This is a genomic window from Bacillus sp. R45 (assembly GCF_021729365.1).
Lineage (GTDB): Bacteria > Bacillota > Bacilli > Bacillales > Bacillaceae > Bacillus > Bacillus velezensis.
In genome coordinates, this window is sequence record NZ_CP091421.1 from 2730819 (window position 1) to 2747563 (window position 16745).

At 48.6% G+C, this 16745-nt stretch carries 16 protein-coding genes; 5 read left to right on the top strand and 11 right to left on the bottom strand.

The window, feature by feature from the left end:
* Nucleotides 1-6: 6 nt before the first annotated feature.
* The 3 genes from L3V45_RS13370 to L3V45_RS13380 all read right to left on the bottom strand — a co-directional run bounded on the left by L3V45_RS13370 (nt 7) and on the right by L3V45_RS13380 (nt 3161).
* The gene (locus tag L3V45_RS13370; RefSeq protein ID WP_003152548.1) at nt 7-786 is read right to left on the bottom strand and encodes an enoyl-CoA hydratase; all 780 of its coding nucleotides are present in this window, start codon (nt 784-786) and stop codon (nt 7-9) included.
* 13 nt (nt 787-799) lie between these two features.
* Complete coding sequence (locus L3V45_RS13375; RefSeq protein ID WP_014470798.1) at nt 800-1384, bottom strand: fatty acid metabolism transcriptional regulator FadR; 585 nt, start codon at nt 1382-1384, stop codon at nt 800-802.
* Between the two features lie 88 nt (nt 1385-1472).
* Nucleotides 1473-3161, bottom strand: a complete 1689-nt coding sequence (locus tag L3V45_RS13380; RefSeq protein ID WP_003152545.1) for an AMP-binding protein — start codon at nt 3159-3161, stop codon at nt 1473-1475.
* Nucleotides 3162-3266: 105 nt separating this feature from the next.
* On the opposite strand from L3V45_RS13380, the gene L3V45_RS13385 reads away from it, so the two are divergent.
* On the top strand, nt 3267-3827 hold the full coding sequence (locus L3V45_RS13385) for a DUF2711 family protein (RefSeq protein WP_003152543.1): 561 nt from the start codon (nt 3267-3269) through the stop codon (nt 3825-3827).
* Nucleotides 3814-3945, top strand: a complete 132-nt coding sequence (locus tag L3V45_RS19525) for a DUF2711 family protein (protein WP_231135842.1) — start codon at nt 3814-3816, stop codon at nt 3943-3945. The genes L3V45_RS13385 and L3V45_RS19525 overlap by 14 nt, the downstream gene beginning before the upstream one ends.
* 138 nt (nt 3946-4083) lie before the next feature.
* Here the strand turns inward: L3V45_RS19525 and L3V45_RS13390 are convergent, their stop codons facing one another.
* The 5 genes from L3V45_RS13390 to zapA all read right to left on the bottom strand — a co-directional run bounded on the left by L3V45_RS13390 (nt 4084) and on the right by zapA (nt 9499).
* The gene (locus L3V45_RS13390) at nt 4084-4488 is read right to left on the bottom strand and encodes a DUF350 domain-containing protein (RefSeq protein WP_003152541.1); all 405 of its coding nucleotides are present in this window, start codon (nt 4486-4488) and stop codon (nt 4084-4086) included.
* 16 nt (nt 4489-4504) lie between these two features.
* On the bottom strand, nt 4505-6862 hold the full coding sequence (locus tag L3V45_RS13395; protein ID WP_015387880.1) for an endonuclease MutS2: 2358 nt from the start codon (nt 6860-6862) through the stop codon (nt 4505-4507).
* Between the two features lie 20 nt (nt 6863-6882).
* Nucleotides 6883-8595, bottom strand: a complete 1713-nt coding sequence (gene polX, locus L3V45_RS13400; protein WP_063174688.1) for a DNA polymerase/3'-5' exonuclease PolX — start codon at nt 8593-8595, stop codon at nt 6883-6885.
* 105 nt (nt 8596-8700) lie between these two features.
* Nucleotides 8701-9234 (bottom strand): CvpA family protein, encoded by a 534-nt coding sequence (locus L3V45_RS13405; RefSeq protein WP_003152534.1) that lies wholly within the window; start codon nt 9232-9234, stop codon nt 8701-8703.
* 7 nt (nt 9235-9241) lie between these two features.
* A complete protein-coding gene (zapA, locus tag L3V45_RS13410) occupies nt 9242-9499 on the bottom strand; it encodes a cell division protein ZapA (RefSeq protein ID WP_043867333.1) in 258 nt (85 codons plus the stop codon).
* Between the two features lie 133 nt (nt 9500-9632).
* On the opposite strand from zapA, the gene rnhC reads away from it, so the two are divergent.
* On the top strand, nt 9633-10574 hold the full coding sequence (rnhC, locus tag L3V45_RS13415) for a ribonuclease HIII (RefSeq protein WP_012118136.1): 942 nt from the start codon (nt 9633-9635) through the stop codon (nt 10572-10574).
* A 37-nt stretch (nt 10575-10611) separates the two neighbouring features.
* On the opposite strand, the gene pheT is transcribed toward rnhC, so the two are convergent.
* From pheT to L3V45_RS13430, 3 genes are all read right to left on the bottom strand, one after another.
* The gene (gene pheT / locus L3V45_RS13420) at nt 10612-13026 is read right to left on the bottom strand and encodes a phenylalanine--tRNA ligase subunit beta (RefSeq protein ID WP_014305542.1); all 2415 of its coding nucleotides are present in this window, start codon (nt 13024-13026) and stop codon (nt 10612-10614) included.
* Nucleotides 13027-13039: 13 nt separating this feature from the next.
* A complete protein-coding gene (gene pheS / locus L3V45_RS13425) occupies nt 13040-14074 on the bottom strand; it encodes a phenylalanine--tRNA ligase subunit alpha (protein ID WP_236837034.1) in 1035 nt (344 codons plus the stop codon).
* Nucleotides 14075-14435: 361 nt separating this feature from the next.
* The gene (locus L3V45_RS13430) at nt 14436-15182 is read right to left on the bottom strand and encodes a TrmH family RNA methyltransferase (RefSeq protein WP_003152529.1); all 747 of its coding nucleotides are present in this window, start codon (nt 15180-15182) and stop codon (nt 14436-14438) included.
* A gap of 120 nt (nt 15183-15302) precedes the next feature.
* On the opposite strand from L3V45_RS13430, the gene sspI reads away from it, so the two are divergent.
* Nucleotides 15303-15518, top strand: a complete 216-nt coding sequence (gene sspI / locus L3V45_RS13435; protein ID WP_003152527.1) for a small acid-soluble spore protein SspI — start codon at nt 15303-15305, stop codon at nt 15516-15518.
* Between the two features lie 61 nt (nt 15519-15579).
* Nucleotides 15580-16665 carry a CdaR family transcriptional regulator gene (locus tag L3V45_RS13440; protein ID WP_014305544.1) on the top strand — a complete coding sequence of 362 codons (1086 nt, stop codon included), beginning with the start codon at nt 15580-15582 and terminating at the stop codon, nt 16663-16665.
* The last annotated feature ends 80 nt before the right edge of the window (nt 16666-16745 follow it).

Below are 16745 nucleotides of genomic sequence, written 5' to 3' on the forward strand. Positions count from 1 at the left end.
TCCCCTTTATCTTCGCCCACCGAATTGAGGCTTTCTTTTTTCGAGAAATGCCTGAATGCCTTCTTTTGCGTCATCTGATGCAAATGCTTCCCCAAAGCGCTTTGCTTCAAGCTTTAAGCCGCCGTCATAAGAATAGACCTTGTTTGAATAAAGGAGCTCAAGCAGAGAAGCCATCGACTGCGGGCTTTTTTCCGCAAACTTGCCCGCGAGCGTTTTCGCTTTTTGCAGCAGCTCTTCTTCATGTTCGGCGCCTATCGTGACAAGACCGAGGCTGAGCGCTTCTTCTCCGGTTACAGGTTCTGAAGTGCCGATCATTTCAAGCGCTTTCGCCGTACCGACGTACCGGGGAAGCCGCTGCGTCCCGGCAAAGCCCGGAATAATGCCGAGATTCAGCTCGGGCAGGCCGAGCTTTGCATCTAATGTAGCGATTCTGATATGGCAGGCCATGGCAAGCTCAAGGCCGCCGCCGAGCGCAGCGCCGTGAATCGCCGCGATAACGGGCTTCGGAAACCCTTCAATTCTTTCCATCAGCTGCTGGCCTTTATCCGCCATGGCAGAAGATTGCTCAAGATTTTCAAGCGACGTAAATTCCTTAATATCAGCGCCCGCCGAGAAAAATTTCCCCTCACCGCGAATAATGATGCTTCTGACGCTGTCATCTGTTTCACAGCGGTCGAACAGACCGGACAACTCATCTAAAACCGCGCCGGACAGTGCGTTGGCCGGCTGATGATTAATGGTGATCACCGCAACAGATTGTTCTACCGCCATCGAAAGGCTGTTCATCCGTCAACCCCCTTTAGTTTTGATGAATCCCTGACACCAACAGCTCCAATACCTTGTCTGACAAATCCGGAAGATCATATTTCTGATCGTTCATCACCCATGTTGTCACTGTTTCATCTATCGTCCCGAATATCATCTGCCGGGCGAGGCGGACGTCGAGATTATCTTTCCATTCGCCCGACTCGATTCCTTCGGTCAAAATGGTGTCCAGCATGTTTAAATAACCTTTTAAAATATCATTGATTTTCAGACGCAGCTTGATATTCGACTGTCTGAGCTCAAGCTGGGTCACAATCGCGAGGTGGCGGTCATTGCCGAGCAGTGTGAAATGCTGCTTAATAACGAGAGCGAGTTTTTCTTTTGCCGTCGTTTTTTCTTTCACTTCTTCTTCCATGCGTTCAATGAACTGGCCCATCTTTTCTTTAAAAAGAGAAATGAGTATATCCTCTTTGTTTTTGAAATATAAATAGATGGTGCCGTCCGCAACGCCGGCCTGCTTGGCGATTTTGGACACCTGTGATTGGTGATAGCCGTTTTCCGCTATGACTTCTACTGCTGCATCAATAATCTGCATATACTTTGGCCGTTTTTGGTTCAATGTCATCGTTCCTTCCTTCGATAAATGAATGACTATTCATTCATAACTTCATGATAAAAAGGAATCCGGATTTTGTCAAGTTTTTCTTTTAAGGCACCTTGTTTTCATGGGAAGCATCTTCCTCTTCGACTAAACGCCTTCTTAATATTTTTCCGACGGCCGTTTTCGGAAGCTCTTTTCTGAATTCGTACAGCTTCGGGACTTTGTACGGCGCAAGCCGCTCTCTTGCAAACGCATCAAGCTCATCGGCATCTGCCTCGGCGCCTTTTTTCAAAACGATAAATGCTTTCACCGTCTCCCCTCTGTAGGAATCAGGGACGCCCGCTACGACGATTTCCTGAACGGCTTCATGCTCATAAAGCGCCTCCTCCACCTCCCGGGGGTAAATGTTATATCCGCCGGCAATGATGATGTCTTTTTTCCTGTCGGCGATGTAGAAAAATCCTTCCTCATCCATATATCCCATATCTCCGGTAAACAGCCAGCCGTCTCTGATGACACGCGCCGTCTCCTCCTGCTTATTCCAATAGCCTTTCATGACCTGAGGGCCTTTTACGATCAGCTCGCCGTGTTCATACGGCTCCGCAAGCCCGCCTTTTTCTTCTGAATAGATTCCCGCATCGGTATTGGGCCAGGGACAGCCGATGCTGCCGGGTTTATTTTTTCCCCAGATGAAGTTTGAATGGGTAACCGGTGATGCTTCGGATAATCCGTAGCCTTCCACAAGCTTTCCTCCGGTCACTTTTTCAAATTTCTGTTTGACCTCAACCGGCAGTGCCGCTGAACCGCTCGGACAGCTTTCAATGGAGGACAGATCATACTTATTCAGCTCCGGGTGATGCAGCAGCCCGATGTAAATCGTCGGCGCCCCGGGGAAAACCGTCGGCTTCAGCCTGTCGATTGTTTTCAGTGTATCCAAAGGATTGAATTTAGGAAGAAGGATCATTTCACATCCCTGCATAATGGAAAAATTGAGCACGGCGGTCAATCCGTACACATGAAAAAAAGGCACGATGCCGAGCACCTTTTCGGCTCCCTTTTTCATTTTGTACATCCAGGCGGCGCACATTTCTGTATTGGCCTGAATGTTTCGGTGTGTGAGCATGACGCCTTTCGGATAGCCGGTTGTTCCGCCCGTGTATTGAAGCACGGCGATGTCATGCGCAGGGTCAATATCAAATGGCTCTGCTTCCTCCGCTTTTTCGTTTTTTAAAATATCCGCTAATTTGTGAATTTGTTCGCAGCCGTCATAATCAATATGCACCTGTTGCTTTTGCGTGAGCGTATAAAGCATATTTTTCGGAAACGGCAAAAAGTCTTTTATACTTGTTGTAATAATGCGTTCGACGAGTGATAACGTTTTCATTTTTATCACTTTCGGAAACAGCATATCGAGGGTGATGATCACGCGCGGCGCACTGTCTTTCAGCTGATACTCAAGCTCGTGTTCCGTGTAGAGAGGATTGGTCTGAACGACAATGCCGCCGGCAAACAATACGCCGTAAAAAGCGATGACCGACTGCGGACAATTGGGCAGCATAATGGCGGCTCTGTCACCTTTTTTCAGGCCTGTTTTGCGTAAAAAAGCGGCAAGCTTTAATGAATCTGTGAGAACGTCTTGGAATGTGAGTTTTTTTCCTAGAAAATAAATGGCGGTATGGTTCGGGAATTGAGCTGCGGAGTTTGTCAGATTGGATGGCAGGGTTTGATCGGTAAATTCAAGCTCATGCGGAATCTCTTCGGGATATTGAGAAAGCCATGGCTTTTCAGACTGCATAATACCTCTCCCTTCTGTTTTCCTATACGCTATTATTATAGCAGAAGGGTGATTGGAATGGGAAAGCGTTTCATGTGAAATTTCGAGTTTCATGAGGTGTTGAGTTTGCTGGAAACGCTGCATTTTGAAGAGGGAGTTCCTATCCTGCGCCAGCTGCCGAAGCCGATTACGTCGGCCGCCTTTTTGCTCCATCCCTTTGTCCGGATGCCGGATGGTCGGGAAGAGCAAAAGCGCAAACGGCCTTATGAACATATGTATCCGAGTGATGAGGAGATCATCGCGATGGGCAGACCCGTTTCCTGGCAAACCGTCATGAGCATTTGCGGCCTGCGTTCTGAAAAAGAAACGGCGCTTGCGCTTATGACTGCTGTCACGGCATTGCGGGAGGAATATGCACATCCTGAATCCGCCGAGCGGTTAAATCGGCTCCATCATCCCGATCTGTACTTGCCGAGCGATGATGTCACTTCGCCATTTTTGATTCCGGGACTTTTGGATGTGTTCCGTTCAAAAGGCATAAAGCGCTGCACTTATTATGAGCCTGTCGAAGAGAAAGGCCTATTTTCACTCAATCAAACGGCGGCTTCGGATGTATGCGGACTGCTGCGGGCTGACATGATCATTGCCGATGAAAAAACGGCGCGCCGCTTTTATGAGCATATATGATTCTTTTACGACACTCTTTCTCATGGAAGAACAAGACATTCAGTCTGTCGTCCGCGCCATGAATTGGGAGTCCGTCATTTGCTCTGATACGGCCTGCATAAACTGGTATTCTCAATAAAAAAGGCCGCCGATTTGAGTTCGGCAGCCTTTTTTCAGTATTAAGATGTCATGACCAGATAAATAAGTCCGATGAACAGAAAAATCCCCGCTGCCGACAGCAGCACTTTCGCAAGCTTCTCCATTTTTCCCCGTCCCCTTAAATCCCGGCGGCCACCACAAATGACAGGCCGACTGAGATGACAAATGAAATAAAGCCGACAGCTCTGTTATCTTTTTCAATTTCTTTATCAATTTTAAACCGGGGCGTCAGAAATTCAAAGATAAAATAGCTGATTAAAAGCATAATAAATCCGTATACGCCCCAGCCGATCATTTGCAAAAGCGAATTATGTTGGGCGATGCTGTGCTGAAAGACATTTGCGATACCGAGAATTTTCCCTCCGGTCGCCATTGCCACCGCAAGATTGCCTTTTTGGATTTCCACCCAGTTTTTATAGGATGTTACCAATTCAAACACGGTCAGAAAAATGACGAGACACAAGACGGCAACACTGTAATAAGCCGCGATTTCAACAAGCTCATTTTCCCAAAAAGCATTCATGACGTTTTCTCCCTTTTTATTTTAGTTCGACAATCGTTACGCCTGATCCTCCTTCTCCCGCTTCCCCGAACCGCGAGCTTTTCACGCTGCGGTGGTTTTTCAGAAGATCCTGCACCCCTTTTCGGAGGGCGCCCGTGCCTTTTCCGTGAATGATGGACACTCTCGGATAGCCGGCGAGCACCGCGTCATCTAAATATTTTTCGACGCGGCTGAGGGCGTTTTCGTAACGCTCTCCCCTGAGGTCAAGTTCAAGGGATACGTGATAATCCTTCCCTTTTACGGCGGTGATTGCTTTTTCTTTTTTCGGTTCAGGAGCCGATTTGAGAAACTCAAGATCTTTTTCCTTCACCTTCATTTTAAGGATGCCGATTTGGACGTTCCATTCTTTCTCACCGGTTTTTTCAAGCAGCGCCCCTTTTTGTCCGAATGTGAGCACCTTTACTTCGTCGCCCGGCTTCAGCTCGCGTTTTTTCTCTGTTTTTCTTTCCGGCTGCTTTGATTTTTCAAAAGCCGGCATCGCGTCTCCGAGACGTTTTTTGGCGTCAATCAGCTCGTGTTCCTTAAAGGATCTGTGTTCTTGCTTGATGGACCTGAGCTCGCGGATAATCTGTTCGGCTTCATTTGCGGCGGCTTCCAGTTTTTCCGCAGCTTTCCGCTCGGCTTCTTCCATCATTTTATCTTTTTGGGCGTTCAGTTCAATGATTTGCTGCTGAAGCTCTTTGTGCAGTTTTTCTGCTTCTTTTCTGAGTGATTCGGTTTCAGAAAGCTCTTCATCCGCTCTTTTTTTGCTTTTTTCAAGCGATGCGATCATCAGATCGACTTCGTTATGTTCGGCGGTCATTTCTGACTTCGCCTGGCCGATGATATGCTCCGGAAGCCCAAGGCGTCTTGAGATTTCAAATGCGTTGCTTCGGCCCGGCACTCCGATCAGAAGTTTATAGGTAGGCGAAAGCGTTTCAATGTCAAATTCAACGCTGGCATTCATGACGCCTTGTCTGTTATATCCGTATGCTTTCAGTTCCGGATAATGGGTTGTCGCAAGCACTCTGGCGTTTGTCCGGTGAACTTCGTCAAGGATGCTCATGGCAAGCGCCGCCCCTTCCTGCGGATCTGTTCCGGCACCGAGTTCGTCAAACAGCACAAGACTGTTTTCAGACACGTCTTTTAAAATATTGACGATATTGACCATGTGAGATGAGAACGTACTCAGACTTTGTTCGATCGACTGTTCATCGCCGATATCGGCAAACACATTGTCAAATACGGCTGCTTCCGAGCCCTCGTCAGCCGGTATGTGCAATCCTGCCTGCGCCATTATCGTCAGCAGCCCGAGTGTTTTTAACGTAACGGTTTTACCGCCCGTATTCGGTCCCGTGATGACGATCGTTGAATAATCTCCGCCCAGTTCAATATCGTTGGCCACGACTTGATCTTGGGGCAGCAGCGGATGGCGCGCTTTTTTCAGACGGATAAAGCCGTCTCCGTTCATGAATGGTTTTGTCGCCTTCATTGCTTTTGCGTATCTCGCCTTGGCGAAAATGAAATCCAGTGTCTGCAGCACTTCCACATTTTGAGCGATTTCTTGTGTGTGTTCAGCCGTATGCTCCGTCAGCATCCGGAGAATCCGTTCGATTTCCTGTTTTTCTTTTACTTTCGCCTGCTGAAGCGAGTTGTTCATATCTACGATCGCCTGCGGTTCAATAAACAGTGTCGCACCGGATGAAGATGTATCGTGGACAATTCCGCCGTAGCTTGATCTGTATTCCTGTTTGACCGGGATGACAAAGCGGTCATTCCGAATCGTAACGATGGTGTCAGACAGCATTTTAGAAGCGGAAGATGAACGCAGCATCGATTCAAGCCGGTCTCTGACTCTTGATTCAAGCGTCCTGAGCTGCGTGCGGATTCCCCTTAAAGCGGGAGACGCATGATCAAGCACTTCACCATGGTCATCAATGCAGGAGTTAATCTCCCTTTCCAAATCGCCTAATGTAATCAGCTCTTCTGCATGGGCCTGTATCAGCGGAATGCCGACGCCGTCTTCTGTCATTTGGCTGATAAAATGCTTCATTTGTTTAACGGCATACAGCAGCCCGGACAATTCGGTGAATTCCGCCGGCGTCAGCACACTGCCGATTTCCGCCCGCCGTAAAGCGGATCTTATGTCGGTCAGGCCGCCGAACGGAGCATGGCCTCTCAAGCGCATAACCGCGGATGCTTCTTCGACTTCATCCAGCTGTTTTTGGATGTCGGCGAGATCCGTCAAAGGTTTCAGCTGCAGAAGCTTCTCCCTGCCGAGCGATGAGGCGGCATGTGCGGTAATCTGTTCTTTTACTTTATGAAATTCAAGTGATGATAACACTTTTTGCTGCACGGTTTTATGGTCCTCCTTACTTAATCATTGCGCGTCAGAAATGCTTTGACCTCATGTAACGGCCGGGCGTTTAACACATGTTTTGTCTCCGTCCAGCCTTTGCGCGCAGCGGTCACGCCCGTTTTCATATCATCGAGCATCTCGATATTATGGGCATCGGTATTAATGACCAAAGTCACACCTTTTTCATTTGCTTTGATCAGATGCTCAGTCCGTAAATCGAGGCGCGCGGGGTTTGCATTCAATTCAAGCGCCGTATTTGTTTTGGCTGCGAGCTCAATCAGCATGTCGATGTCGACTTCATATCCGGCCCGTCTGCCGATCAGGCGTCCCGTCGGGTGGGCGATAATGTCCACGTGCTTATTCGTCAGCGCCTGTTCAAGCCGTTTCATAATGACATGCTCCGGCTGGCTGAAGCTTGAATGAATAGATGCGATGACAAGATCCATTTCAGACAGAACGCTGTCATCATAATCAAGCGAACCGTCGGGGAGAATGTCCATTTCTACGCCTTTAAAAATATGAAAATTTTCAAATTCAGCGTTTAACGCGTCAATTTCTTCCGCCTGTTTTCTGAGCCGTTCGGCCGTTAACCCGTTGGCTACCTTTAAATATTGGGAATGGTCGGTGATCGCCATGTACTGGTAGCCTTTTGCCATACATGCTTCTGCCATTTCTCTGATGGAAAAAGCGCCGTCACTCCAGGCTGAGTGCATGTGGAGATCGCCTTTTATCGCTTTATGCTCCACAAGGTCCGTTTCTTCCCGGTACGTGTCGACCTCCTGCCCGCTTTCTCTGAGCTCAGGAGGAATAAACGGCAGACCGAAGTGGGCGTAAAACGCTTCTTCGCTCGGGAATGTTTTGACGTCTCCCGTTTCTATGGTTTCTACTCCGTATTCACTGATCCGTTCACCGCGCTCTTTCGCCAGCTGACGCATTTTAATGTTGTGATCTTTAGAACCGGTAAAATGATGCAGTGTGGTGGCAAACTGTTCCTCTGTCACAAGCCGGAAATCCACACTCGTCTCGTATTCAAAGGTCAGGATAACCGATACTTTTGTATCCCCGCCCGCTATCACGTCTTTTACGTTCGGGAGGGAAAGAAGCTGTTCTCTGACAGCCTCCGGACGATCTGTAGCGATAATGTAATCCAGATCTTTTACGGTTTCCCGCGCTCTTCTGAGACTGCCGGCCCGGGAATATTTCTGAATATCCGTCAGCCGGGCCAAATGTTCTTCAATGACTGAAGCAATGCTGAGCGCATAGCCGATCGGAAACCGTTCCGGCTGTTTTCCGGCTTCTCCGAGAGCCTGAAGGATTTTCTCCTCCGTTTTTTTGCCGAAACCGGCGAGCCCCTGTACTTTTTGCTGCTCGCATGCTTCTTTCAGCGATTCCGCGTCATGAACGCCAAGCTCCTGGTACAGCTTGGCGATTTTTTTGCCGCCGAGGCCCGGAAGCTTCAAAAGAGGAACCAAGCCTTCCGGGACTTCTTTCTGCAATTGGAGAAGCGTGCCGGACACACCTTCCTGCATATATTCACGAATGACGCCGTAGGTGCCTTTTCCGATTCCGGATAAAGACATCATGTCGTCGATTTCCGACAGGCTGCGGTCATCCTGCTCAAGCGCCGCCGCCGCTTTTCGGAAGGCTGATATTTTAAACGGGTTGTCCCCTTTCAGTTCCATATAGACCGCAATCGTTTCAAGCAGCCTGATGATATCTTTTTTATGCATACTGTTAACCCCCAGTCGTTTCCTGCTTTTCATCATACAAATTTTTCTCTTCCGGCACAACTGACGCAGAGCTTGAAAAAAACTTCTCCGGTCAAGAGAAGTTTTTTATGCCCCGTACTGGGCCCACAGTTCTTGCAGGAGCCCCGACAGATACGGCGTATGATGTGTGATGATATTTGCAAGCGTCGATTGTGCGAGCATATCCTGAAGCGCGCTTACCGGCAGTACGGATGCGACGTATAACAGGATAAACGCAAATAAATAGACTTCCAGAAATCCAAGCACCCCGCCCAGCAGTTTGTTGATCTGTTTAATGACCGGAATGCCGGCGATGATATTAAGCGCCGCTCCGATAATCCGGAGCAGGATCTTTGCGATGATAAACAAAATGACAAACGCGATCGCGTTGTAATAAGCCGTCTCCACGTTTCCTTTAATAAAAGACAGAGCCGCCTGCCCGCCGGAAAAATCAGGGGCGGGTATAAAGCTCAGATGCGGGGCCAGGTTTTTGTAAAAAAGCGCCGCAAACGCAATCGAGAGGATGAAACTCGTCAAGTATATAAATTGGAGGATAAATCCTCTTTTTAATCCAAGCAATGTGCCCATTAAGAGCAGAACTAAGATGATGATATCTATCATATGGTGTTCATTCCTTTTCTTTAAGCTGCCGCTCCAGTATTTCATATTTTTCTTGCAGTTTCATATAATCATGCACGACATTGACCGCAGTCAATACAGCGAGCTTATTTATATCAAGATATGGATTTTTCTCGTTGATTTCTCTCATTTTATCATCAACTATTCCGGCCACATGGCGCATGTGCGCTTTGCTTTCTTCCCCGATAATGGTGAAGTGCTGGCCGTAAATGTTTACTGTCGTTTTGGTTTTTTTGCCGTCAGACAACGTTTCTCCTCCATTCCGCGAGAATCCTAGTTCCTATCATACCACGATTATCGTTTGAATGGAAAGACGAGCCTCGGGCTGTTATGATACACTGGTATATACAGTGAAAAGTGCCAAAAAAGGAGATTATATCGTGTCCCATTCTGTTATAAAAGTATCCGCTTCCGCTATGGAACAAATGAAACAATCCTATGCCGGCTCCCTTACTCCCGCCGTTCCGCAGGGCGCCGTCTTCCAGGCCAAGCCCCCGGGCTGTACCATTACAGCCTACCGCTCGGGCAAGGTTCTCTTTCAGGGAAAAAACGCCGGCACAGAAGCGGCCCGCTGGGGAACGGCTGAGGCGCCGAAGGCAAAGAAAACCGTCAAAAAAGCGGCCGATCCGCTTTACGCTCCCCCGGCGGGCATTGCCTCCATGTCAGTGATCGGCTCTGATGAAGTCGGAACAGGCGATTACTTCGGGCCGATAACGGTTGCCTGCGCTTACGCCGACAAAACAAAGCTTTCTTTAATGAAAGAACTCGGTGTGAAGGATTCGAAGGATTTAAAAGATCCGCAGATTATTGAAATCGCCAAACTGTTAATTAAAACCATTCCTTACAGCCTGCTTGTGTTGAAAAACGAAAAATACAATCAGATGCAGGAAAAAGGCATGAGCCAAGGAAAAATGAAGGCGCTCCTTCATAATCAGGCGATTTCCAATCTGCTGAGAAAAATGAACGGCGTTAAACCGGAAGCGATTCTGATTGACCAATTCGCAGAGCCCGGCATTTATTTTAAGCATCTTTCCGGACGGGATATCGTAAAAGAAAAAACGTTTTTCAGCACGAAAGCGGAAAGCATACATCTTTCCGTCGCCGCAGCCTCTATCATTGCGCGATATTCTTTCTTAATTGAAATGGATAAGCTTTCCCGTGAGGCTGGGATGACGATTCCAAAAGGCGCGGGGCCGCACGTCGATGAAGCTGCCGCCAAGCTGATCATCAATAAGGGAGAAGGTGCGCTCAGAACGTTCACCAAACTTCATTTTGCCAATACGCAAAAAGCGAAACGCCTTGTAGAACGGAAACGGTCATAATAAAAAAAGCTTGCAGAATGATCTGCAAGCTTTTTCTTTATCCTCTTAATACCGCCTGATACGTTTCTTCCAGCGCTTTCAGCACGTTTTCATGTACTTTTGTCACTTCTTCTTCTGTCAATGTTTGTTCAGGGTTAACATATTGGAGCGAGAAGGCGACGGATTTTTTGCCCTCTTCCATATGCTCACCTTCGTACACATCAAATACGGTGACTTCTTTCAGCAGCGCGCCGCCGGCTTCTTTGATCACGGCTTCGAGCTGTCCGCTTGTAACGGTTTTATCTGCCACAAGCGCAATGTCGCGCGTGACGGACGGGTACTTCGGAATCGGCGTATACACGACAGGTTCTGTTTCCTCGGTCAGAAGCGCGTGCAGATCAAGCTCGAACACATACGTTTCTTTGATATCCAGCTCTTTTTCCATTGCCGGATGCACCTGGCCGATAAATCCGGCAAGCGAACCGTTCAATAGAATGTTTGCCGTCCGGCCGGGATGCATGTTTTTGCGTTCTGACTGGACAAATTCAACCCGGTCTGACACATTCAATTGATGCAGCAGGCCTTCAACGATTCCTTTGGCGACGAAGAAATCAACCGGCTTTTTCTCACCCTGCCATAAATTTTTACGCCACAATCCGGTTACAGCTCCGGCAACCCGTTCTTTTTCAACCGGTTTTGTGTTTTCTTCTTTCGTCAGAAATACAGAACCCGTTTCATATAAAGCAACGGAATCAGTCTGTCTGGCCAGATTGTATGAAACGGCTTCAAGAAGATTCGGCACGAGACTGTGTCTGAGAATGCTTCTTTCTTCGCTCATCGGCAGAGCAAGCATCGTGTTGAATGATTTTTCGATCGCAAAAGCGGCCGCTTTTTTATCATTCGTTAATGAATAAGTGGTCGCTTGTGAAAGACCCGCTCCTTCAAGGAAACGTCTCACTTTCCGGCGTTTTGCCTGATACGGTGTCAAGCCGCCTGTCGTGCCGGCCGTTTCCGGAAGCGTGGACGGAATATTGTCATACCCGTACAATCTCGCCGCTTCTTCAATCAGGTCTTCTTCTATTCTAATATCTCCGCGGCGGGACGGCACTGTTACGACGAGAACGTCTTCAGCTTCACCGACTGCAAACCCGAGGCGCTTGTAAATGCTGATGATTTCTTCTTTAGCGATTGCCATGCCAAGCACGGCGTTCACTTTTTCAACAGACACGTGAATGTTGTTTGCTTCGATTTTCAGATGGTTTTCTTCAACCGTGCCTGAGAGCACTTCTCCGCCGGCATATGCCTGAATGAGACTGCAGGCCCGTTCAGCCGCCAGCAAAACGCGGGCCGGATCAATGCCTTTTTCATATCTGGCGCTCGCTTCGCTTCTCAGTCCGAGGTCTCTCGACGCTTTGCGGACGGTCTGTCCGTCGAAATAAGCGGCTTCCAGTAAAATCGCAGTGGTGTCTTCACGGACTTCAGACTCGGCTCCGCCCATGACTCCCGCAACGGCTTGCGCTTTTTTTCCGTTTGTGATGACCAAATGGCTGCTTGACAGCTTGCGCTCTTGTTCATCCAGCGTCACGATGGTTTCGTTTTCCGCCGCTTTTCTGACGACGACCTCTTTTGAACCGAACCGGTCGTAATCGAAAGCGTGAAGCGGCTGTCCGTACTCAAGGAGGACGAAGTTTGTAATGTCCACGACGTTATTATGCGGGCGGATGCCTGCATTCATCAGCTTCGTCTGCATCCAAAGCGGTGACGGGCCGATTTTGACGTTTTTAATGATTTTTGCGGCATAATGCGGATTGGCCTGCGTATCTTCAATCTTGACGGAAACAGCATCCGCCGCTTTTTCTGCCGCTTTTTCATATGAAGCCTCCGGAAGCTTTACCTCTGCGCCGAGGATAGCCGCCACTTCATAAGCCACGCCAAGCATGTTCATCGCGTCGGCGCGGTTCGGCGTTAAGCCCAATTCTAAAATCGCATCATCAAGCTGAAGGGCCGCCATTGCGTCAGCTCCCGTTTCAGCATCATTCGGAAAAACGAAAATGCCTTCCGCATATTCTTTCGCCACGAGCTTGCTTTCAATACCGAGCTCCTGAAGGGAACAGATCATGCCGTGAGACGCTTCGCCGCGCAGCTTGGCTTTTTTAATTTTGAAATTGCCGGGAAGCACGGCTCCGACCGTTGCAACGGCAACCTTCTGTCCTTTATCAACATTCGGGGCGCCGCAGATAATCTGCACGGGTTCCTCCGCACCGATATCAACAAGGCATTTGTTGAGTTTGTCGGCATTCGGATGCTGTTCACGCTCAAGCACGTGTCCGATGACAACGCCTTTTACGCCCTCCCCTTTATACTCGATACCCTCAACTTCAATACCGGCTCTCGTAATTTTTTCTGCAAGCACGGCCGGGTCGATTCCCTGCAAGTCAACGTAATCTTCTAACCATTTATATGAAACAAACATGTGTATCCTCCTCTTACGCCTGTTTAAACTGCGAAATGAATCTGACATCATTGGTATAGAAATGGCGGATATCTTCAATGCCGTATTTCAGCATCGCGATACGTTCCACACCCATTCCGAAAGCAAAACCCTGGTATTCCTCAGGATTGAATCCGGCCATCTTCAGCACGTTCGGGTGAACCATGCCGGCGCCGAGAATTTCGATCCAGCCTGTTTTTTTGCAGACGGAGCAGCCTTGTCCGCCGCACTTAAAGCAGGTCACATCCACCTCGACAGAAGGCTCTGTGAACGGGAAAAAGCTCGGACGGAGCCTGATTTCACGGTCTTGGCCGAACATTTTTTTGGCGACCAATTCAAGCGTGCCTTTCAGGTCGCTCATGCTGATTTTGCGGTTCACGACGAGACCCTCGATCTGCATGAACTGATGGGAATGTGTCGCGTCATCGTTGTCGCGGCGATACACTTTACCGGGACAAATGATTTTGACGGGGCCTTTTCCTTTATGCTTTTCCATCGTTCGCGTCTGCACCGGTGACGTCTGCGTTCTCATCAGCATTTCTTCTGTAATGTAAAAGCTGTCCTGCATGTCGCGGGCCGGATGTTCCTTCGGCAGGTTCAGCGCCTCAAAGTTGTAATAATCCGTTTCCACTTCAGGGCCTTCTTCGACGGTATATCCCATGCCGATAAATAAATCTTCAATTTCTTCAATAACGACCGTCAGCGGATGGCGTCCGCCGATGTTTACCTGGCTGCCCGGCAACGTGACGTCAATCGTCTGGCTGCTGAGTTTTTTATTCATCTCTTCTTGTTCAAGCTGTTCATTTTTCGCCGTAATGGCTGCTGCAATGCGCTCTCTCACTTCATTGGCGAGCGCTCCCATTTTCGGGCGCTCTTCGGCGGACAGTTTGCCCATGCCGCGGAGAACTTCTGTAATCGGCCCTTTTTTTCCGAGATATTGCACCCGAATGTCGTTAACTTCTTTTAATGAACCCGCCGCTTCTACTTTTTCTGCAGCTTCCAGTTCGAGCTGTTTAAGCTTCTCTTCCATCATGCATCCTCCTTTTATGTAAACCAAACCGTTCTATGCCTTTTTCAGAAAACAAAAAAACCCGCCCCTTGAGAGAAGGGACGAGTTGTGGCCGCGGTACCACCCTTTTTAAGGCAGACTTCATCTGCCGACAGCTTCATTGACATAACGGAAACGATCGTTCCGGTTCACCTTTACGCGCGTTTGGCGCGGTCCCGGTGACAACTCGAGAGGTGAAAATCAATTTCTGTGCTGCGATAAAAATGCTCTCAGTCAGCGGCATTTTCTCCCTGGAAGGCAGCGTGTGCAAAAATTGACGTCCTCTGTCACGGTTTTTACATTATTGCTATCTATTATAGTGAAATCCAAGGTTTTTCGCAACCTATCCTCTGAGATGATAAACGAGGATGGCGGCCGCTACCGCCACATTCAGCGATTCCGCCTGTCCGTACAGCGGAACGTACAGATTGAGATCGGTTTTTTGCAGAAGGCCGGCGTCCACTCCCGCCCCCTCGTTCCCGACGATTAACGCGAACGATTCTTCAGGCTTCACGCTTTGATAAGCCGCACCGTTTTCAAGCGCCGTGCCGTAGATCGCGACGCCTTGTGATTTCAGCTCGGCGGTAAACTCATCAAGCGGACGTTTTAAAATGGGAATATGAAAATGAGATCCTTGCGCTGAACGCAGCGTTTTTCCGTTGTACGGGTCTGCCGTTCCCTCACCAAGGACAACGGCGTCGATTCCCGCCGCATCTGCCGTTCTGATCATTGTTCCTAAATTCCCCGGGTCCTGTACGGCATCAATCAGAAGCAGCCGCTTCAGCTGATCAGGCCGCTTATCCGGCATATGGCAGACCGCGGCGATCCGCTGCGGCGTTTCCGTTTCCGTCACGGCTGAAAACGCGTCTTCGCTCAGCACGTAGCACGGAATGCTCATATCCAGATCGGCCGGAATGGCGCTCTCATCGTTTACGAGAATTTCTTTTACCGTTCCCTTTGATTTGAGCGCTTCTTCTGCCAGATGCTCTCCTTCTATCAGAAATGTATTCGTTTTAAGTCTCTCTTTTTTTGTGTGAAGTTTTTTCCAGTCCTTCACTTTTTGGTTTTTTGCAGAGTCGATTCGTTTCACTTTATGTCTGTGCTCTCCTTTTTTCATGCATGTTGTTATTATATCTCAAGAACAGCACATAATAAACCGCGTGCGCGGTAAGAATATGCGTATCACATTCAGGAAAAAGGAGCGGTTGTAATGGATCTTAATTTACGCAACGCCGTTATTGCCAATGTAACCGGCAATAACCAGGATCAGCTGGAGCATACTATCGTTGACGCCATCCAAAGCGGTGAAGAAAAAATGCTTCCGGGCCTCGGCGTCTTATTCGAAGTTCTTTGGCAGCATGCGTCAGACTCAGAAAAAAATGAAATGCTCAAAACACTTGAAGGCGGATTAAAACCTGCGCAATAAGCATGAACCGGGTGATGGCACACCCGGTTTTTTTTGTATAATAATGGCGAGGGGGATCGCCATGCAGTTACAGCCGGAACTGGCAAAGAAATTGATTGCCGAAGTCAAACATATGTACAGCCGCGAAGTGATTATTGCCGATACAAAAGGGATGATCATCGCGGGCACCAATGAGGCGCGCGCCGGATGGTTTCATGAAGGCGCACTGATCTGCGCCCGCGAAAAACGGAATGTCATCATTACGAAAGAAGATGAAAAACGCCTCCAGGGCGTAAAAGCAGGACTGAACCTCCCCGTTTTTTCAGGCCATGAGGTAATCGGAGTGTTCGGTCTGACAGGAGACCCTGACGATATCCTGCCTTTCGGAGAATTGCTCAGGAAAATGACGGAGCTGTTTATTAAAGAAACGCGCCATATGGAAGAAGCGCAGTGGCGTGCGAGAATGCTTGAATCCTTTATGGTTGATTGGCTGCAGCTGAAAGAATGGTCTCCGGGCTTTTTAGAAAAAGCAAAGCTCATCGGCGCAGACCTTCACGCATACCGCCGGATCATACTCATTCAAGGACGTTATGAGCAATATAAAGCGGAGGAGCTCGGGCGGCTCTGGCAGAACGAATGCCCTGAAGACCTGTTTGTCCGCTGGGGAAATGAACGCATTCTCATTAACCATGAAGCAAATTCGGCTTCCAAAACACAGCTCATCAAAAAGATCGGCGCCGTTTTTGGGCAGCCTGTCACCGCCGGCATCGGACGGATCGTTCCGGGAGAGCGCCTCGCGGAATCATACGAACAGGCGGATAAAGCACTTTCAGCCGGAATCGGTGACAAGCAGGCCGTCTTTGAAGAAGATTTAAAACTGGATATGTGTATTGCCGATATCGCGCCCGGCACGAGGTCGGAATTTTCACGGCGGGTTCTCGAGCATGTACTCGGCCGGGAAGAACTTCTGGATACGCTGCGCGCCTTTTTCGACCGGCAATTATCGTTAAAGCGCACCGCAGACGACATGCATATTCATATCAATACATTGCGCTACCGTCTTTCCAAACTGGAATCACTGACAAATATGAAGCTTGACCGCCCCGAAGACATAACGGCTTTTTATTTGGCGCTCCGCTTTTTAGATCAACATACAAAAAGCACGTAATCATATCATCATTTTTCATATGTTTCTCCATAGTGTGAAGAATCGTTTTTCTTTACAATTAAATGAAAACGCTTTTCTTA